This window comes from Nocardioides zhouii (assembly GCF_004137345.1).
GTDB classification, from domain to species: Bacteria; Actinomycetota; Actinomycetes; order Propionibacteriales; family Nocardioidaceae; genus Nocardioides; species Nocardioides zhouii.
Map to the genome: position 1 here is coordinate 75523 of NZ_SDWV01000010.1, position 16923 is coordinate 92445.

Genomic DNA, 16923 nt, shown 5'->3' on the forward strand with positions numbered 1-16923 from the left:
GTTCCGTCTTCACGGAGGAGACCTTCCGAGCGGACAACGAGACTCGAACTCGCGACCTCAACCTTGGCAAGGTTGCGCTCTACCAACTGAGCTATGTCCGCCTGCATTTCAGGCCGTTCGACCGGCCTCAAGTGCGAGTGGAACAGTAGTACATGGCTTGCACGGCACCAAAATCGACCCCCGGTCCAGCGTGTTCCCCGGCCTCTAGAGTGACGCCATGCGTGCATGGCTCAACGGCGACCTGATGGCAGATCCGACCCAGGCTGCGGTGGCGGTCACCGACCACGGGTTCACCGTCGGTGACGGGGTGTTCGAGGCGGTCAAGACCGTCCACGGTCGTCCCTTCGCGCTCACCCGGCACCTCGAGCGGCTCGAGCGCAGCGCCGCCGGTCTCGGGCTGCCCGTCCCCGACCTCGACGACGTACGCCGCGGGGTCGAGGCAGTGCTGGAGGGGGAGGGCGAGGACGCCCCGATGGGACGCCTCAGGATCACGTACACGGCAGGACCGCACCCGATGGGCTCTGGCCGGGGCGGAGGCCCGCCCACGCTGGTCGTGGCCTGGAGCGAGATCCACCCTGCCGCCGCCGAGACCACGGTCGTCACCGTGCCGTGGACCCGCAACAAGCACGGCGCCACCGCAGGCCTGAAGACGACCTCGTACGCCGAGAACGTGATCGCGCTTGCGCACGCCGTCGAGCGGGGTGGCAGCGAGGCGGTCTTCGCCAACACGGCCGGCAACCTCTGCGAGGGCACCGGCACCAACGTCTTCTACGTCGTCGACGGCGAGCTGCGCACCCCGAGCCTCGCGTCGGGCTGCCTGGCCGGCGTGACGCGCGGGCTCGTGGTCGAGTGGTGCGGCGCACGCGAGGTCGACGAGCCGCTGTCGGAGGTCCTGGCCGTGGCCAGCGAGGCGTTCCTCGCCTCCACGACGAGGGACGTGCAGGCGATCTCGCGCTGGGACGACCGCGACCTGCCCGCCCCCGGTCCGGTCACCCGCCAGTGCGCGGAGACCTGGGCCGCCCGCGAGGCTGAGACGATGGAGCCATGAGCACCCCGGACTCGTCTCTCGACAAGGCGCTACACGCCCGGCTCCGGCACACCGCCGAGGGTCTCGTCCCGGTCGTGGTGCAGCAGCAGGGCTCCGGCGAGGTGCTGATGCTGGCCTGGGTCGACGACGAGGCGCTCGCCCGCACGATCGACACCGGCCGGGCGACGTACTGGTCGCGCTCGCGCCGGGAGTACTGGGTCAAGGGCGACACGTCCGGCCACGTGCAGTGGCTCAAGGAGATCCGACTCGACTGCGACGGCGACACCCTGCTCTTCGTGGTCGACCAGGTGGGCGCGGCCTGCCACACCGGCGACCACACCTGCTTCGACGCCGGCGTGGTGCACCGCGTCGATGGCTGAGCCGGACAAGCGACGCCGCACCTTCGGGCCTGTCGTCCTGGTGGGGCTCGCCGCAGCGGGACTCGCTGCGGTGGCGGGCACGAAGCCGTGGGCGAGCGGCACCTCGGGGACGATCGACAGCACCGACGACGCCGCGTCCACCCTGGGCTCGGCGTCACCGCTCGCGACGGCCGCCGAGTCCCCGCTCGCCGGTGCGCTCGCCCTCGTCGTCCTGGCGTGCTGGGGCGTGCTGCTGGTCACCCGCGGGCGCTTCCGCAGGGCGATCGCGGTGCTGGCCCTCGTCACCGCCGTCGGTCTCGCGATCGTGACGGTCGAGGGGCTGTGGAGCGTCCCCCGCAAGCTCACCGACGCGCTCTTCGAGCTGTCGGGCACGGACACCGCCAGCGCCGGCATCACCGGGTGGTACGTCGCGGCGGTCGTCGCAGCCGCGCTGTGCCTCGTGACCACGCTCGCCGCCGTCCGGTTCGTGCGCCACTGGCCCGAGATGGGCACCAGGTACGACGCCCCGGCGGGCACCCGGACGCCCACGGACGACGCCGCGGGCGAGCCGCCGACGGAGAACATCGACATCTGGAAGGCCCTCGACCAGGGTCGCGACCCGACCGCCTAGACTCCCCGCAGCACTCGCTGAACGGACGAAGGAGCACCCACGATGGCTGCAGGTCACGGCAACACCCCCGCTGCGTGGACCGCGGTGGGAGTCGCGATGCTCGGGTTCGTCGTCGGCAGCATCGCCCTGCTCCAGACGCCCGCGCAGATGACGCTCCTGTGGATCGGCATCATCATCGCCGTGATCGCGTTCCCGCTGTTCCTGGTGCTGTCCCGGCTCGGGTTCAACACGTCCGACCACTGAGCCCGGACCGGGCCCGACCACACGTCCGGCCACTGGGCACCGCCCCCGGCCCGGCTGGTGTCGGGTGAGAGGCTGAGCGCATGCCTGCGACCGGTTCCGTGCTCGACGACATCGTCGCCGGCGTGCGAGAGGACCTCGCGCGCCGCGAGGCCGCGCTCCCGCTCAACGACCTTCTGGCGCACCTCGCGGACGCACCCGCGCCGCGCGACCCGATGCCGCACTTCCGTGCCCGCGGGTCGAGCGTCATCGCCGAGGTGAAGCGCCGCAGCCCCAGCAAGGGCGACCTGGCCGACATCCCCGACCCGGCGGCCCTCGCGACGGCGTACGCCCGAGGCGGCGCAGCCGCCATCTCGGTGCTCACCGAGGAGCGCCGTTTCGGCGGCAGCCTCGACGATCTCCGCGCCGTACGGGCCGCGGTCGACACGCCGATCCTGCGCAAGGACTTCATCGTCGAGACCTACCAGCTCGTCGAGGCCCGTGCCGCCGGTGCTGACCTCGCCCTGCTGATCGTCGCTGCCCTCGATGACGACACCCTGCGCCGCCTCCACGACGAGGCCTCCGAGCTCGGTCTCACCGTGCTGGTCGAGGTCCACGACGAGGCCGAGGCCGAGCGCGCCCAGGCCCTCGACGCCGAGCTGATCGGCGTCAACAGCCGCAACCTCAAGACCCTCGAGGTCGACCCCGACGTCTTCGGCCGCCTCGCGCCGCAGATCCACGCCGACATCGTCAAGGTCGCCGAGAGCGGCATCACCGGCGTCGACGACGTACGCCGCTTCGTCGGCGAGGGCGCCGGCGTGGTGCTGGTCGGCGAGGCGCTGGTCAGGGACGGCGACCCCGAGACAGCTGTTCGATCGATGACAGGAGTGACTGCCCGGTGAGCCAGCAGCAGACCGCGTACGGCGCGGACGAGCGTGGGTACTTCGGCGAGACGTGGGGTGGGCGCTTCATGCCCGAGGCCCTCGTCGCCGCCCTCGACGAGCTGACCGATGCCTGGCAGGAGGCGATGGCCGACGAGGCGTTCGTCGGGGAGTTCGAGCGGATCCTGCGCGACTACGCCGGCACGCCGAGCCGGCTCTACCACGCCGAGCGGCTCTCCGCGGCCGTCGGCGCCCGCGTGCTGCTCAAGCGCGAGGACCTCAACCACACCGGTGCGCACAAGATCCGCAACGTGATGGGGCAGGCGCTCCTCACCAAGCGCATGGGCAAGAGCCGGGTGATCGCGGAGACCGGTGCCGGTCAGCACGGCGTGGCCAGCGCAACGGCGGCTGCCTACTTCGACCTCGACTGCACCGTCTACATGGGCGCCGTCGACACCCGCCGCCAGGCACTCAACGTCGCCCGCATGCAGCTGCTCGGCGCCAAGGTGATCCCCGTCGAGTCGGGCAGCGCGACCCTCAAGGATGCGATCAACGAGGCGCTCCGCGACTGGGTCGCCAGCGTCGACCACACCGCCTACCTCTTCGGCACGGCCGCCGGACCGCACCCCTTCCCGAGCATGGTCCGCGACTTCTGCCGCGGCATCGGTGACGAGGCGCGGGCGCAGTGCCTCGACCAGTACGGCGTCCTGCCGGACGCGATCGCGGCCTGCGTCGGCGGCGGCTCCAACGCCATCGGCCTCTTCACCGCGTTCCTCGAGGACGAGGGCGTGGAGATCCACGGCTTCGAGCCCGGCGGCGACGGCGTGGAGACCGGTCGGCACGCGGCCACGATCCACGCCGGCGAGGCCGGCGTGCTCCACGGCGCCCGCACCTACGTCCTCCAGGACGAGGACGGCCAGACCGTCGAGTCCCACTCGATCTCCGCCGGCCTCGACTACCCCGGCGTCGGCCCGCAGCACGCGTGGCTCGCGGCCAACGGGCGGGCGACCTACACGCCCGTGACCGACGCCCAGGCGATGGAGGCGATGGCGATGCTCAGCCGTACGGAGGGCATCATCCCGGCGATCGAGTCCGCGCACGCCGTGTACGGAGCGCTCGACGTGGCGCGCCGGCTCGGTGCGCAGAAGGGCCCGGACGCGACGGTGATCATCAACCTCAGCGGACGCGGCGACAAGGACATGGGCACCGCGATCGAGTGGTTCGGTCTCGGCGACGCCGAGTCGGAGGCCGAAGCCGTCATCGCGACCGAGCCTGGCGAGGAGGCCTGATGCCGTCGACCAGTGCGGCGTTCGCACAGGCCCGCGCCGAGGACCGCGCCGCCCTGATCGGCTACCTCCCGGCCGGCTACCCCAGTGTCGACGGGTCCATCCGGGCCATGCAGGTGATGGTCGAGGCCGGGTGCGACGCGATCGAGATCGGCCTGCCCTACAGCGACCCGGTGATGGACGGACCGACGATCCAGGCGGCCGCGCAGGCGGCGCTGGACGGGGGAGTCCGTACGGCCGACGTGCTGCGCGTGGTCGAAGCGGTGGCCGCCACCGGTGTCCCGACGCTCGTCATGACCTACTGGAACCCGATCGAGCGCTACGGCGTCGAGCGCTGGGCCGCCGACCTCGCCGCTGCCGGGGGAGCGGGCATGATCACGCCCGACATCACCCCCGACCACGGCTCGGCGTGGGTCGACGCAGCCGACGCGCACGACCTCGACAAGGTCTTCCTGGTCGCTCCGAGCTCCACCGACGACCGCATCGCGATGACGGCCGTGGCCAGCCGCGGGTTCGTGTACGCCGCCGCGGTCATGGGCGTCACCGGCGCGCGCGACGCCTCCTCCGACCTCGCCGGGCCACTCGTGGCGCGGGTGCGCGCGAGCGGAGACATCCCCGTCGCGGTGGGCATCGGCGTCAGCAACGGTGACCAGGCCGCCGATGTGGCGGCGTACGCCGACGGTGTCATCGTCGGGTCCGCCTTCGTACGGGCGCTCCTCGACCACCCCGACGACGAGGCGGCCGGTCTCGACGCCCTGCGCGCCCTGACCACCGACCTCGCCGAGGGCGTCCGCCGTGGCACGAGGTAGGTCCGGGAAGCGAGGACTCGTCGCGGCGGTCCTGCTCGGATCGATGGGTCTGCTCGCCGGCTGCGGTGGCAGTGGTGGCACGTCGTCGGCCGACTTCACCGGGACGCTCCTTGCCCCGGAGCCGTTCAAGGTCTCCTCGACCCCTCTGGTCGACACTGAGGGCGCGGCGTACAGCCTCACCGAGGACACCGACAAGGACCTCACCCTGGTCTTCTTCGGCTACACGCACTGCCCCGACATCTGCGGCCAGGTGATGGCCACGCTCGCCGGCACGCTCGCCCGCCTCGACGACGAGCAGAAGGAGCGGCTCGACGTCGTCTTCGTGACGACCGACCCGGCGCGCGACGACGCGGCCACGGTGCAGGCGTACGTCGAGGCGTTCGACCCCAGCATCATCGGCCTCACCGGAGACCTCGACGACATCGTCGAGGTCGGCCGCAGCATGGCCGTCGGTGTCGACGCGGGGAAGAAGCTGCCCAGCGGCGGCTACGAGGTCACCCACGGCACGCAGGTCCTGGCGATCGACTCCTCCGACGAGACGCCCGCCTACTGGAAGGCCGACGTCTCGCAGGCCCAGCTGGCCCACGACGTCACCGCCATTCTCGACGGAGAGCTCGACGAAGGATGATGTCTCCCATGCTTTCCATGCTCGTCCATCAGCCGCTGGTGACGCTCCTGTCCATCCCGAGCCCGTCCCAGGGCGTGTGGCACCTCGGCCCCGTGCCGATCCGCGGCTACGCGCTCTGCATCATCGTCGGCATCGTCCTCGCGATCTGGATCGGCGAGCGGCGCTGGATCGCCCGCGGCGGGGAGCCCGGCGAGGTCAGCGACCTCGCCATCTGGGGCGTCCCGTTCGGTCTCGTCGGCGGACGGCTCTACCACGTCATCACCGACTGGCACCTCTACTTCGGCGAGGACAAGAACCCGGTCACGGCCCTGTACGTCTGGCGCGGCGGCCTGGGCATCTGGGGTGCGATCGCCCTGGGGGCGCTCGGCATCTGGATAGGTGCCCGGCTGCGCGGCATCAAGCTGCTGCCGCTCCTCGACGCGATCGCTCCCGGCGTTCTGGTGGCGCAGGCGATGGGCCGCTGGGGCAACTGGTTCAACCAGGAGCTCTACGGCCGCCCCACCGACCTGCCGTGGGGCCTCGAGATCGACCCGGCGCTGGACGACGGGGTGCGCTCCCAGTTCGGCCCGGACGTGCTGTTCCACCCGACCTTCCTCTACGAGTGCCTCTGGAACCTGGCCGCCTTCGCGGTCCTGATCTGGCTCGACCGGCGCTACAAGCTCGGCCACGGGCAGATCGCGGCGCTCTACGTCATGCTCTACACCGCCGGCCGCGGCTGGATCGAGTACCTGCGCATCGACAGCGTCCAGATGGACGACGTGCTGGGTCTGCGGCTCAACGTGTGGACCTCCATCGTGCTCTTCGTCCTCGCTTCCGCCTTCCTCCTGTGGTCCCGGCGCCGGCACCCGGGGCGCGAGGAGTCCGTACGCACGAGGCCGCTCGAGGACGACGAGGAGGGGCGCGAGCCGGAGGACGCCGAGGACCGGGAGACCGCCGGTCCCACGGCCTGAAACACCGCTCCCCGGCGGCTTTCGCCGGTGATAGGTTCCGTCTTGCTCGGGCCAACGTCGTCCCCAGCGGTACCGCCCACCCCCCAGCCCGACCGGGACACGTGCTCGGAGTGCTGAGACGACGACGGGAGAACCAGTGTCCTCGACGCACGCGTTCCCGCCGCACTTCCCTGCTGCGCAGGGCCTCTACGACCCGCGCTACGAGAAGGACGCCTGTGGCGTCGCGATGGTGGCCACCCTGACCGGTGAGGCCAGCCACGACATCGTGGCCAAGGCGCTCACCGCCCTGCGCAACCTCGACCACCGTGGCGCGGCCGGCGCGGAGGTCAACTCCGGCGACGGCGCCGGCATCCTCATGCAGGTGCCCGACGCGTTCCTGCGCGAGGTCACGCGGGAGCTCGGCTTCGAGCTGCCCGCGCCCCGCTCGTACGCGGTCGGCACCGCGTTCCTGCCCGGTGACGCCGACGCGGTCGCCGCGACCCGGCGCCGGATCGAGGAGATCGCCGACGAGGAGGGCCTCGCCGTCCTCGGGTGGCGCGAGGTCCCGGTCGACGACTCGACGCTCGGTGCCACCGCGCGCAGCGTGATGCCGTCCTTCGCCCAGGTCTTCGTGGCCGGCAAGGGCTCGCGCGTCAGCGGGATGGCCCTGGAGCGGCTGGCGTTCTGCCTGCGCAAGCGCGCCGAGTCGGACACCGACGTCTACTTCCCGTCGCTGTCGTCGCGCACCCTGGCCTACAAGGGGATGCTCACCACCGACCAGCTCGACCAGGTCTTCCCCGACCTCACCGACGAGCGCGTGGCCTCCGCGATGGCGGTGGTCCACTCGCGCTTCTCGACCAACACGTTCCCGAGCTGGCCGCTCGCCCACCCGTTCCGGTTCATCGCCCACAACGGCGAGATCAACACCGTGATGGGCAACCGCAACTGGATGCGGGCGCGCGAGGCGCTGCTGGAGAGCGACCTGATCCCGGGCGACCTCGAGCGGCTCTTCCCGATCTGCACGCCGGGCGCGTCCGACTCCGCGTCGTTCGACGAGGTCCTCGAGCTGCTGCACCTCGCCGGGCGATCGCTGCCCCATGCGGTGCTGATGATGATCCCCGAGGCGTGGGAGAACCACCGCGAGATGGACGCCCAGCGACGGGCGTTCTACGAGTTCCACTCCACCTTGATGGAGCCGTGGGACGGACCGGCCTGCGTCGTCTTCACCGACGGCACCCAGATCGGCGCCGTGCTCGACCGCAACGGCCTGCGCCCGTCGCGCTACTGGGTCACCGACGACGGCCTCGTGGTGCTGGCGTCCGAGGTCGGCGTGCTCGACCTCGACCCCGCCACCATGGTGCGCAAGGGCCGTCTCCAGCCGGGCCGGATGTTCCTCGTCGACACCGAGGAGCACCGCATCATCGAGGACGAGGAGGTCAAGAGCCAGCTCGCCGCGGAGCACCCGTACGACGAGTGGCTGCACGCCGGCCTCATCCACCTCGACGACATCGACGACCTCGAGCACATCGTGCACACGCACGCCTCGGTGACCCGTCGCCAGCAGATCTTCGGCTACACCGAGGAGGAGCTGCGCGTCCTGCTGAGCCCGATGGCCAACACCGGCGGCGAGGCCCTGGGCTCGATGGGCACCGACACGCCGATCGCCGCGCTCAGCGAGAAGCCGCGGCTGCTCTTCGACTACTTCTCCCAGCTGTTCGCCCAGGTGACGAACCCGCCGCTCGACGCGATCCGTGAGGAGCTGGTCACCTCGCTCGCCGGCTCCATCGGGCCCGAGGCCAACCTGCTCGAGCCGACGCCCGCGTCGTGCCGCCAGATCGTGCTGCCGTTCCCGGTGTTCTCCAACGACGACCTGGCCAAGATCCGCCACATCAACCGCAACGGCGACATGCCGGGCTTCCAGGTCCACATCGTGCGTGGTCTCTACGAGGTCGCCGGGGGAGGGGAGGCGCTTGCCGCCCGCCTCGACGAGCTCTGCGCCGAGGTGTCGACCGCGATCGCGGACGGCGCGCGCGTCATCGTGCTGTCCGACCGACACGCGACCGCCGACCTGGCACCGATCCCGTCGCTGCTGCTCACCGGCGCGGTCCACCACCACCTGGTGCGCGAGAAGACCCGCACCCAGGTCGGGCTCCTGGTCGAGGCCGGCGACGTCCGCGAGGTGCACCACGTCGCGCTGCTCGTCGGCTACGGCGCGGCAGCGGTCAACCCCTACCTCGCCATGGAGTCGGTCGAGGACCTCGCCCGCGAGGCCTACTACGTGAAGGTCGACCCGGAGAAGGCCGTGGCCAACCTCATCAAGGCGCTCGGCAAGGGCGTGCTCAAGGTGATGTCCAAGATGGGCGTCTCGACGGTCGCGTCCTACACCGGCGCCAAGATCTTCGAGTCCGTCGGGCTCTCACAGTCCGTCATCGACCGATACTTCACCGGTACGGCGTCCAAGCTCGGCGGCATCGAGCTCGGCACGATCGCCGAGGAGGTCGCGCGGCGGCACGCGATGGCGTACCCCCGGGGTGGGATCTCCCCGGCCCACCGCGAGCTCACCATCGGTGGCGAGTACCAGTGGCGCCGCGAGGGCGAGCCGCACCTGTTCGACCCCGAGACCGTGTTCCGGCTCCAGCACGCCACCCGCACCCGGAGCTACGACATCTTCAAGCAGTACACCGACCGGGTGAACCAGCAGTCGCAGCGGTTGATGACGCTGCGCGGGCTCTTCACGTTCAAGGACGGCGTACGCGAGCCGATCGACATCGACGAGGTCGAGCCGGTCTCGGAGATCGTGAAGCGCTTCTCCACCGGGGCCATGTCCTACGGCTCCATCAGCAAGGAGGCGCACGAGACCCTCGCGATCGCGATGAACCGGCTGGGCGCCAAGTCCAACACCGGCGAGGGCGGCGAGGACGCCGACCGGTTGTACGACCCGGAGCGCCGCTCGTCGATCAAGCAGGTCGCGTCGGGACGCTTCGGCGTGACGTCGGAGTACCTCACCAACGCCGACGACATCCAGATCAAGATGGCGCAGGGCGCCAAGCCCGGCGAGGGCGGCCAGCTCCCGGGCCACAAGGTCTATCCGTGGGTGGCCAAGACGCGGTACTCGACCCCGGGCGTGGGCCTGATCAGCCCTCCGCCGCACCACGACATCTACTCCATCGAGGACCTCGCCCAGCTGATCCACGACCTCAAGAACGCCAACCCGTCCGCACGGGTGCACGTGAAGCTGGTGTCCGAGGTCGGCATCGGCACGGTCGCCGCCGGCGTCTCCAAGGCGCATGCCGACGTGGTGCTCGTGTCCGGGCACGACGGCGGCACCGGCGCCTCGCCGCTGACCTCCCTCAAGCACGCCGGCGGTCCGTGGGAGCTCGGCCTCGCCGAGACCCAGCAGACCCTGCTGCTCAACGGCCTGCGCGACCGGATCGTGGTGCAGGCCGACGGCCAGCTCAAGACCGGGCGCGACGTGATCATCGCGGCGCTGCTCGGCGCCGAGGAGTTCGGCTTCGCCACGGCACCTCTGGTCGTCAGCGGCTGCATCATGATGCGGGTCTGCCACCTCGACACCTGCCCGGTGGGCGTGGCGACGCAGAACCCGGTGCTCCGCGAGCGCTACAGCGGCCAGGCCGACCACGTCGTGAACTTCTTCGAGTTCATCGGCCAGGAGGTACGCGAGCTACTCGCCCAGCTCGGCTTCCGCACCGTGGCCGAGGCGGTCGGCCAGGTCGGGACGCTCGACGTGGCCGAGGCCGTCGACCACTGGAAGGCCGGCGGACTCGACCTGACGCCGATCCTCCACCAGGCCTCTCGCCACGGGGAGTTCGGCCAGTTCGAGCACCAGGACCTGCGCAACACCAAGTCGCAGGACCACGGGCTCGAGAAGGCGCTCGACAACGAGCTCATCGCCATCGCCGCCCCGGCGCTGGAGTCGGGCGAGCCCGTACGCGCCCAGGTCGCGGTCCGCAACGTGAACCGTACGGTCGGCACGATGCTCGGCCACGAGGTCACCAAGCGCTACCGCGGTGAGGGCCTGCCCGAGGGCACCATCGACATCACGCTGACCGGCTCGGCCGGCCAGTCGTTCGGCGCCTTCGTGCCGCGCGGCATCACGCTGCGCCTCGAGGGCGACGCCAACGACTACGTCGGCAAGGGCCTGTCCGGTGGCCGCCTGATCGTGCGCCCCGACCGGGCGGCGACCTTCGCGGCCAGCGTGCAGATCATCGCCGGCAACACCATCGGCTACGGCGCCACGTCGGGCCAGCTCTTCCTGAGCGGCCGGGCGGGGGAGCGGTTCTGCGTACGCAACAGTGGCGCGAGCGCGGTCGTCGAAGGCGTGGGCGACCACGGCTGCGAGTACATGACCGGCGGCATCGTCGTCGTGCTCGGCCCGACCGGGCGCAACTTCGCTGCCGGCATGTCCGGTGGCTACGCCATGGTGCTCGACCTCGACGAGGCGCGGGTCAACCCCGAGCTCGTCGAGTTGGCGCCGGTGACCGGCAAGGCCGCCGACGAGCTCAGGTCGCTGGTCGAGCAACATGCCGAGGAGACCGGTTCCGAGGTCGCGGCGGCGCTGCTGGCCGACTGGGACACGTCGCTGGGTCGCTTCACCGAGGTGATGCCCCGCGACTACAAGCGCGTGCTCGAGGCCCGGGAGGAGGCCCTCCAGGAGGGCCTCGACGAGGACCAGGCCGCGGCTCGCATCATGGAGGTGCTGCATGGCTGATCCGAAGGGTTTCCTCAAGCACGGCCGCGAGGTCGCCTCGCGACGCGAGATCGCCGAGCGGGTCAACGACTGGGACGAGGTCTATCCCGACGGCATCGGGCGCGCCCTGCTGCCGATCATCAGCACGCAGGCCGGCCGCTGCATGGACTGCGGCATCCCGTTCTGCCACCAGGGCTGCCCGCTGGGCAACATCATCCCGGAGTGGAACGACCTCGTCTGGCGTGACGACTGGGACGGCGCGATGGACCGGCTCCACGCGACCAACAACTTCCCGGAGTTCACCGGCCGGCTGTGCCCGGCGCCGTGCGAGACCGCGTGCGTCCTCGGCATCAACCAGGACCCGGTGACCATCAAGAACGTCGAGGTCTCGATCATCGACCGCGCCTGGGGCTCCGGCTACGTCCGTCCCCAGCCGCCGGAGTGGCTGTCGGGCAAGACGGTCGCGGTGATCGGCTCCGGCCCGGCCGGCCTCGCCGCCGCCCAGCAGCTCACCCGCGCCGGCCACACCGTCGCGGTCTACGAGCGGGCCGACAAGATCGGCGGCCTGCTGCGCTACGGCATCCCTGAGTTCAAGATGGAGAAGAAGCACCTCGACCGGCGCCTCGACCAGATGCGCCGCGAGGGCACCGTCTTCCGGGCCGGCGTCGACGTCGGGGGAGACCTCACCGGTCCGCAGCTGCTCGCGCGCTACGACGCCGTCGTGCTCGCGATGGGGGCGACCGACGCCCGCGACCTGCCCGTCACCGGCCGGGAGCTCGGTGGGATCCACCAGGCGATGGAGTTCCTGCCGCAGTCCAACCGCGCGTCGCTGGGCGAGGCGCCCACCTCCGACGGGTCCGACCAGATCGTGGCCACGGACAAGGACGTGGTGATCATCGGCGGCGGTGACACTGGTGCCGACTGCCTGGGCACCTCGATCCGCCAGGGAGCGCGATCGATCACGCAGCTGGAGATCATGCCCCAGCCTGGCGAGGACCGGCCCACGGGCCAGCCCTGGCCGACGTACCCCATGACCTTCCGGGTCTCCTCGGCCCACGAGGAGGGCGGCGACCGCGTGTACGCCGTCTCGACGCAGGAGTTCGTCGGCGATGCCGACGGCCACGTGGCGGCCCTGCGGCTCGTCGAGGTCGACGCGAAGTTCCAGCCGGTCGAGGGCACCGAGCGCGAGATCCCGGCCCAGCTGGTGCTGCTCGCCATGGGCTTCGTCGGTCCCGAGCGGAGCCGTCTCGAAGGGCCCGGCCTCATCGACCAGCTCGAGGTCGAGCTCGACGCGCGCGGCAACGTCAAGCGCGACGAGTCGTACGCCGCCTCCGTGCCGGGCGTGTACGTCGCCGGCGACGTCGGTCGCGGCCAGTCGCTCATCGTGTGGGCCATCGCGGAGGGTCGCAGCGCGGCCGCCGCGGTCGACGCCTACCTCACCGGCTCGACGGCGCTCCACGCGCCGATCAAGCCGCATGAGCGCCCGCTGGTCGTCTGATCGCCCGCCCGCCGCTGTAACGCCGGGTTACTGCTTGTACCCACCCCCTTGCTCGGGGGTGGGTACAGCTGCCAACCCGGCGTTACAGCGTGTCCAGCAGGCGGAGCACCCTTGCTTGGAACGATCCAACCTCCGCTAGGCTGAGGCACGTGCGTAGAGCAAAGATCGTCTGCACCCTGGGCCCCGCCGTGAACACCCCGGAGGGGATCCGAGCCCTCGTCGAGGCAGGCATGGACGTCGCCCGCCTCAACATGAGCCACGGCGCGTACGCCGACCACGAGGCGGTGTACCGGCTGGTCCGTCAGGCCTCCGACGACACCGGCCACGCGATCGGCATCTTCGCCGACCTCCAGGGTCCGAAGATCCGCCTGGAGACCTTCGGCGACGGACCGGTGAAGCTCAAGAAGGGCGCCACCTTCACCATCACCACACGCGACGTGGTCGGCGACGTCGACCAGTGCGGTACGACCTACAAGGGCCTGCCGGGCGACGTGAAGCCGGGCGACCCGCTGCTCATCGACGACGGCAAGGTGCGGCTCAAGGTGACGTCGGTCGACGACACCGACGTGGTGACCGAGGTGATCGTCCCCGGCAAGGTCTCCAACAACAAGGGCATCAACCTCCCCGGTGTTGCGGTCTCCGTGCCGGCGCTGTCGGAGAAGGACACCGACGACCTCCGCTGGGCCCTGCGGCTCGGCGTCGACTTCATCGCGCTGAGCTTCGTGCGCAGCGCGACGGACGCGGCCGACGTACGCGCGATCATGACCGAGGAGGACATCTTCGTCCCGGTCATCGCCAAGATCGAGAAGCCCCAGGCGATCGACAACATCGACGAGATCGTCGACGCGTTCGACGGCGTCATGGTCGCCCGCGGTGACCTCGGCGTGGAGTGCCCGCTCGAGGACGTCCCGATCCACCAGAAGCTCATCATCGACAAGGCGCGTCGCAACGCGAAGCCGGTGATCGTGGCGACCCAGATGCTCGAGTCGATGATCACCGCCCCGGCGCCGACGCGTGCCGAGGCCAGCGACGTCGCCAACGCCGTCCTCGACGGCGCGGACGCCGTGATGCTCTCGGGCGAGACGAGCGTGGGGGAGTACCCCATCGTCGCCGTCGAGACGATGGCCCGGATCGTGCAGTCCACCGAGGAGCACGGCCTGAGCCACATGGCTGCGGTGGAGTGGCAGCCCCACACCCGCGGCGGCATCATCGCCAAGGCCGCGGCCGAGGTGGCCGAGCGCGTCGAGGCCAAGTACGTCGTCGCCTTCACCGTTAGCGGCGACTCGGCCAAGCGGCTGTCCCGCTATCGCGGTCCGATCCCCGTCCTGGCCTTCACGCCCGCGTCGCGCACGCGCTCCCAGCTCGCGCTGACGTGGGGTGTCGAGACCTTCCTCGGCGCCCACGTCGAGCACACCGACGAGATGGTGCGGCAGGTCGACGAGGCGCTGCTCGACATCGGCCGGGTCAAGGAGGGCGACCTCGTCGTCATCATCGCCGGCAGCCCGCCCGGCATCCCCGGCTCGACCAACGCACTTCGCATCCACCGGATGGGCGACGCCATCAACGGCGCCGCTCCGGCCTACCGCCGCGTCTGATCTGACCGGGCGCGCGCCCTCCGGCCGGCGGTGGTGGAGCCACATTCCGCGCTGCCCGAACGTGGGTGGATCACCGCTCCGAGGCCCACACGCCGGTGTACGCCACCGGGCGGTGGCTGAGCGACATTCTCGGCCGTCGGAGTGTGGCTGGACCACCGCTCGACGGGGCTTGCGGAGTGCCCCGGGTGAGATTCGAACTCACACTGAATGCCTTTTGAGAGCATCGACTCTGCCGTTGGTCTACCGGGGCCAAACGAGTGCAAACCGTACCCGACTAGCCTTGTCGCCGTGACGCAGCCTGCCGAGACCAGCCCCGCCCCCGATGGCGTACGCCGTGTGGTGATCGCGGAGGACGAGGCCCTCATCCGGATGGACCTCGCCGAGATGTTGGAGGAGGAGGGGTACGACGTCGTCGGCCAGGCCGGCGACGGCCAGAAGGCCATCGAGCTCGCGCGCGACCTGCGCCCCGACCTCGTCATCCTCGACGTAAAGATGCCGGTCCTCGACGGCATCGCCGCCGCGGAGACCATCGCCGGCGAGCGGATCGCGCCAGTGGTGATCCTGACCGCCTTTTCGCAGCGCGACCTGGTCGCCCGGGCCCGCGACGCCGGTGCCATGGCGTACCTCGTCAAGCCGTTCCAGCGGGGTGACCTGGTGCCTGCGATCGAGATGGCGGTGAGCCGCTACGCCGAGATCGCCGTCCTCGAGCGCGAGGTGAGCGACCTCCAGGAGTCACTGGCCACCCGCAAGTCGGTCGACCGCGCCAAGGGCGCTCTCCAGGAGGCGCTCGGACTCAGCGAGACCGACGCGTTCCGCTGGATCCAGAAGACCGCGATGGACCTCCGCCTGTCGATGAAGCAGGTCGCCGACGGCGTGGTCGAGCACGGTGTGGCCGGGCTCGGCGAGGGCGCCGCCGACGCCTCGCCGGACGGGCCCTCATAGCACCGCAGGTCTCGGTTTCATTGCCGGTGTAGACCGCTTGGTCACGAAACGGCAACGGCGTGCGACTCGGGGGCCTCAATCGTGTCCCAGCCCACATACAGGGTGTTAGGTTCCCGGCACGAGGCTGCCGAGGTGGACAGCCCTTATGAACTACGGAGGGTCCATGATCCGCTCTACCAAGACGTGGCAGGCAGTCGCGTTGACGGCAGTGGCCGGCCTGGCGCTCAGCGCCTGTGGCACCACGGACACTGGCGGCAGTGCAGGTGGCGACGAAGGTGGCGCCGACTGCAACTTCAAGATCGCCGCCATGGGTGCCCTGTCGGGCCCCAACGCCAGCATCGTCGTCCCGTCGGTCGACGGCGCACAGCTCGCCCTCGACCAGTGGGACGGGGGCGACTGCGAGGTCACCCTCGAGCGCTTCGACACCGAGGGTGACCCGGCCAAGGCCACGCCCGTCGCGACGCAGATCGCCGGCGACGAGTCCTTCATCGGTGTCATCGGTGGTGCGTTCTCCGGTGAGACCCGCGCCACCAAGACCATCTACCAGGATGGTGGCATCCCGATGATCTCCCAGTCGGCCACCGCGACCGACCTGACGCAGGACGACCCGGTCGAGGTGTTCCACCGCCTCGTGCCGTACGACGACTACCAGGGCGCGGCGATCGCCAAGTACCTCCTCGACGAGGTCGGCGCCACGAAGGTCTTCGTCGTCGACAACTCCGAGGCCTACGGCGAGCCGCTGGCAGACCGTGTCGAGGAGACCCTCGGCGATTCGATGGTTGCCCGCGACAAGACCGAGGTCGGCCAGACCGACTTCGCGCCGACGATCTCCAAGATGGAGACGGCCGAGCCCGACGCCATCATGTACGGCGGCTACATCGCCGAGGCGGCCCCGCTGCTGAAGCAGATCCGCGACGCGGGCATCGACGCTCCGTTCATCGGTGGTGACGGCCTCTACGGTGCCGACTTCGGCAACGCGGTCGGCGAGGCCGGCGAGGGCGCGGTCGTCATGTGCCCGTGTGCTCCGATCGAGGGCGACAGCACCTTCGCTGCCGACTTCGAGGAGGCCTACGGCGGTGCCCCCGGCGCCTACGCGGCCGAGGGCTTCGACGCCATGACGATCTTCCTCAAGGCTCTCGAGGACGGCGCCCGTACGCGTGCCGAGGTCCAGGAGTTCGTCAGCGGCTACACCGGTGACGGCCTCAGCAAGTCCATCGCCTTCGACGAGAACGGCGATGTCCCGCAGGACCAGGTCTCCTACTGGGCCTACAAGAACGAGGGTGGCACGCTGACGCCCGAGGTCGAGGTCAAGCCCGAGGGCTGATCGAGACACCAGCTAGACCACCGCGGGGGCGGCCGTCAACCGGCCGCCCCCGCTCCATGGCCCCGTTCGGGGCTCTGTCTGGGAGGG

The 16923-nt window shown here is 70.6% G+C and carries 14 protein-coding genes and 2 tRNA genes; 14 read left to right on the top strand and 2 right to left on the bottom strand.

What is annotated here, in order from left to right; all coding sequences use genetic code 11:
• Positions 1-28: 28 nt before the first annotated feature.
• Positions 29-101, bottom strand: a tRNA-Gly gene (locus tag EUA94_RS11505).
• Positions 102-217: 116 nt separating this feature from the next.
• Between EUA94_RS11505 and EUA94_RS11510 the strand changes: the two genes are divergently transcribed.
• The 12 genes from EUA94_RS11510 (at position 218) to pyk (ending at position 14570) form a co-directional block, all read left to right on the top strand.
• Complete coding sequence (locus tag EUA94_RS11510) at positions 218-1048, top strand: aminotransferase class IV (RefSeq protein ID WP_129427024.1); 831 nt, start codon at positions 218-220, stop codon at positions 1046-1048.
• Positions 1045-1407 (top strand): phosphoribosyl-AMP cyclohydrolase, encoded by a 363-nt coding sequence (hisI, locus tag EUA94_RS11515; RefSeq protein WP_129427025.1) that lies wholly within the window; start codon positions 1045-1047, stop codon positions 1405-1407. Before EUA94_RS11510 ends, hisI begins: the two co-directional genes overlap by 4 nt.
• Positions 1400-2017: a Trp biosynthesis-associated membrane protein gene (locus tag EUA94_RS11520; RefSeq protein ID WP_129427026.1), complete on the top strand. Its 618-nt coding sequence runs from the start codon at positions 1400-1402 to the stop codon at positions 2015-2017. Before hisI ends, EUA94_RS11520 begins: the two co-directional genes overlap by 8 nt.
• Before the next feature lie 42 nt (positions 2018-2059).
• Positions 2060-2260, top strand: a complete 201-nt coding sequence (locus tag EUA94_RS11525) for an HGxxPAAW family protein (protein ID WP_129427027.1) — start codon at positions 2060-2062, stop codon at positions 2258-2260.
• 80 nt (positions 2261-2340) lie between these two features.
• Positions 2341-3138 carry an indole-3-glycerol phosphate synthase TrpC gene (gene trpC / locus EUA94_RS11530; RefSeq protein ID WP_129427028.1) on the top strand — a complete coding sequence of 266 codons (798 nt, stop codon included), beginning with the start codon at positions 2341-2343 and terminating at the stop codon, positions 3136-3138.
• Entirely contained in the window at positions 3135-4406 is a 1272-nt protein-coding gene (gene trpB, locus EUA94_RS11535) for a tryptophan synthase subunit beta (protein WP_129427029.1), read from the top strand. Before trpC ends, trpB begins: the two co-directional genes overlap by 4 nt.
• Positions 4406-5212, top strand: coding sequence for a tryptophan synthase subunit alpha (trpA, locus tag EUA94_RS11540; protein ID WP_129427030.1), 807 nt, complete (start codon positions 4406-4408; stop codon positions 5210-5212). The genes trpB and trpA overlap by 1 nt, the downstream gene beginning before the upstream one ends.
• Positions 5199-5840 carry an SCO family protein gene (locus EUA94_RS11545; RefSeq protein ID WP_242494813.1) on the top strand — a complete coding sequence of 214 codons (642 nt, stop codon included), beginning with the start codon at positions 5199-5201 and terminating at the stop codon, positions 5838-5840. Before trpA ends, EUA94_RS11545 begins: the two co-directional genes overlap by 14 nt.
• A gap of 8 nt (positions 5841-5848) precedes the next feature.
• Positions 5849-6790 carry a prolipoprotein diacylglyceryl transferase gene (gene lgt, locus EUA94_RS11550; protein WP_207210509.1) on the top strand — a complete coding sequence of 314 codons (942 nt, stop codon included), beginning with the start codon at positions 5849-5851 and terminating at the stop codon, positions 6788-6790.
• A 136-nt stretch (positions 6791-6926) separates the two neighbouring features.
• Positions 6927-11498 carry a glutamate synthase large subunit gene (gltB, locus tag EUA94_RS11555; protein WP_129427031.1) on the top strand — a complete coding sequence of 1524 codons (4572 nt, stop codon included), beginning with the start codon at positions 6927-6929 and terminating at the stop codon, positions 11496-11498.
• Positions 11491-12975 (top strand): glutamate synthase subunit beta, encoded by a 1485-nt coding sequence (locus EUA94_RS11560; RefSeq protein ID WP_129427032.1) that lies wholly within the window; start codon positions 11491-11493, stop codon positions 12973-12975. Before gltB ends, EUA94_RS11560 begins: the two co-directional genes overlap by 8 nt.
• Before the next feature lie 149 nt (positions 12976-13124).
• Positions 13125-14570: a pyruvate kinase gene (gene pyk / locus EUA94_RS11565; protein ID WP_129427033.1), complete on the top strand. Its 1446-nt coding sequence runs from the start codon at positions 13125-13127 to the stop codon at positions 14568-14570.
• 177 nt (positions 14571-14747) lie between these two features.
• On the opposite strand, the gene EUA94_RS11570 is transcribed toward pyk, so the two are convergent.
• Positions 14748-14820 (bottom strand) — tRNA-Leu (locus tag EUA94_RS11570).
• A 38-nt stretch (positions 14821-14858) separates the two neighbouring features.
• Between EUA94_RS11570 and EUA94_RS11575 the strand changes: the two genes are divergently transcribed.
• Both EUA94_RS11575 and EUA94_RS11580 read left to right on the top strand, forming a co-directional pair.
• The gene (locus EUA94_RS11575; RefSeq protein ID WP_277986102.1) at positions 14859-15512 is read left to right on the top strand and encodes an ANTAR domain-containing response regulator; all 654 of its coding nucleotides are present in this window, start codon (positions 14859-14861) and stop codon (positions 15510-15512) included.
• Positions 15513-15675: 163 nt separating this feature from the next.
• Positions 15676-16836, top strand: coding sequence for a branched-chain amino acid ABC transporter substrate-binding protein (locus EUA94_RS11580; protein WP_129427034.1), 1161 nt, complete (start codon positions 15676-15678; stop codon positions 16834-16836).
• The last annotated feature ends 87 nt before the right edge of the window (positions 16837-16923 follow it).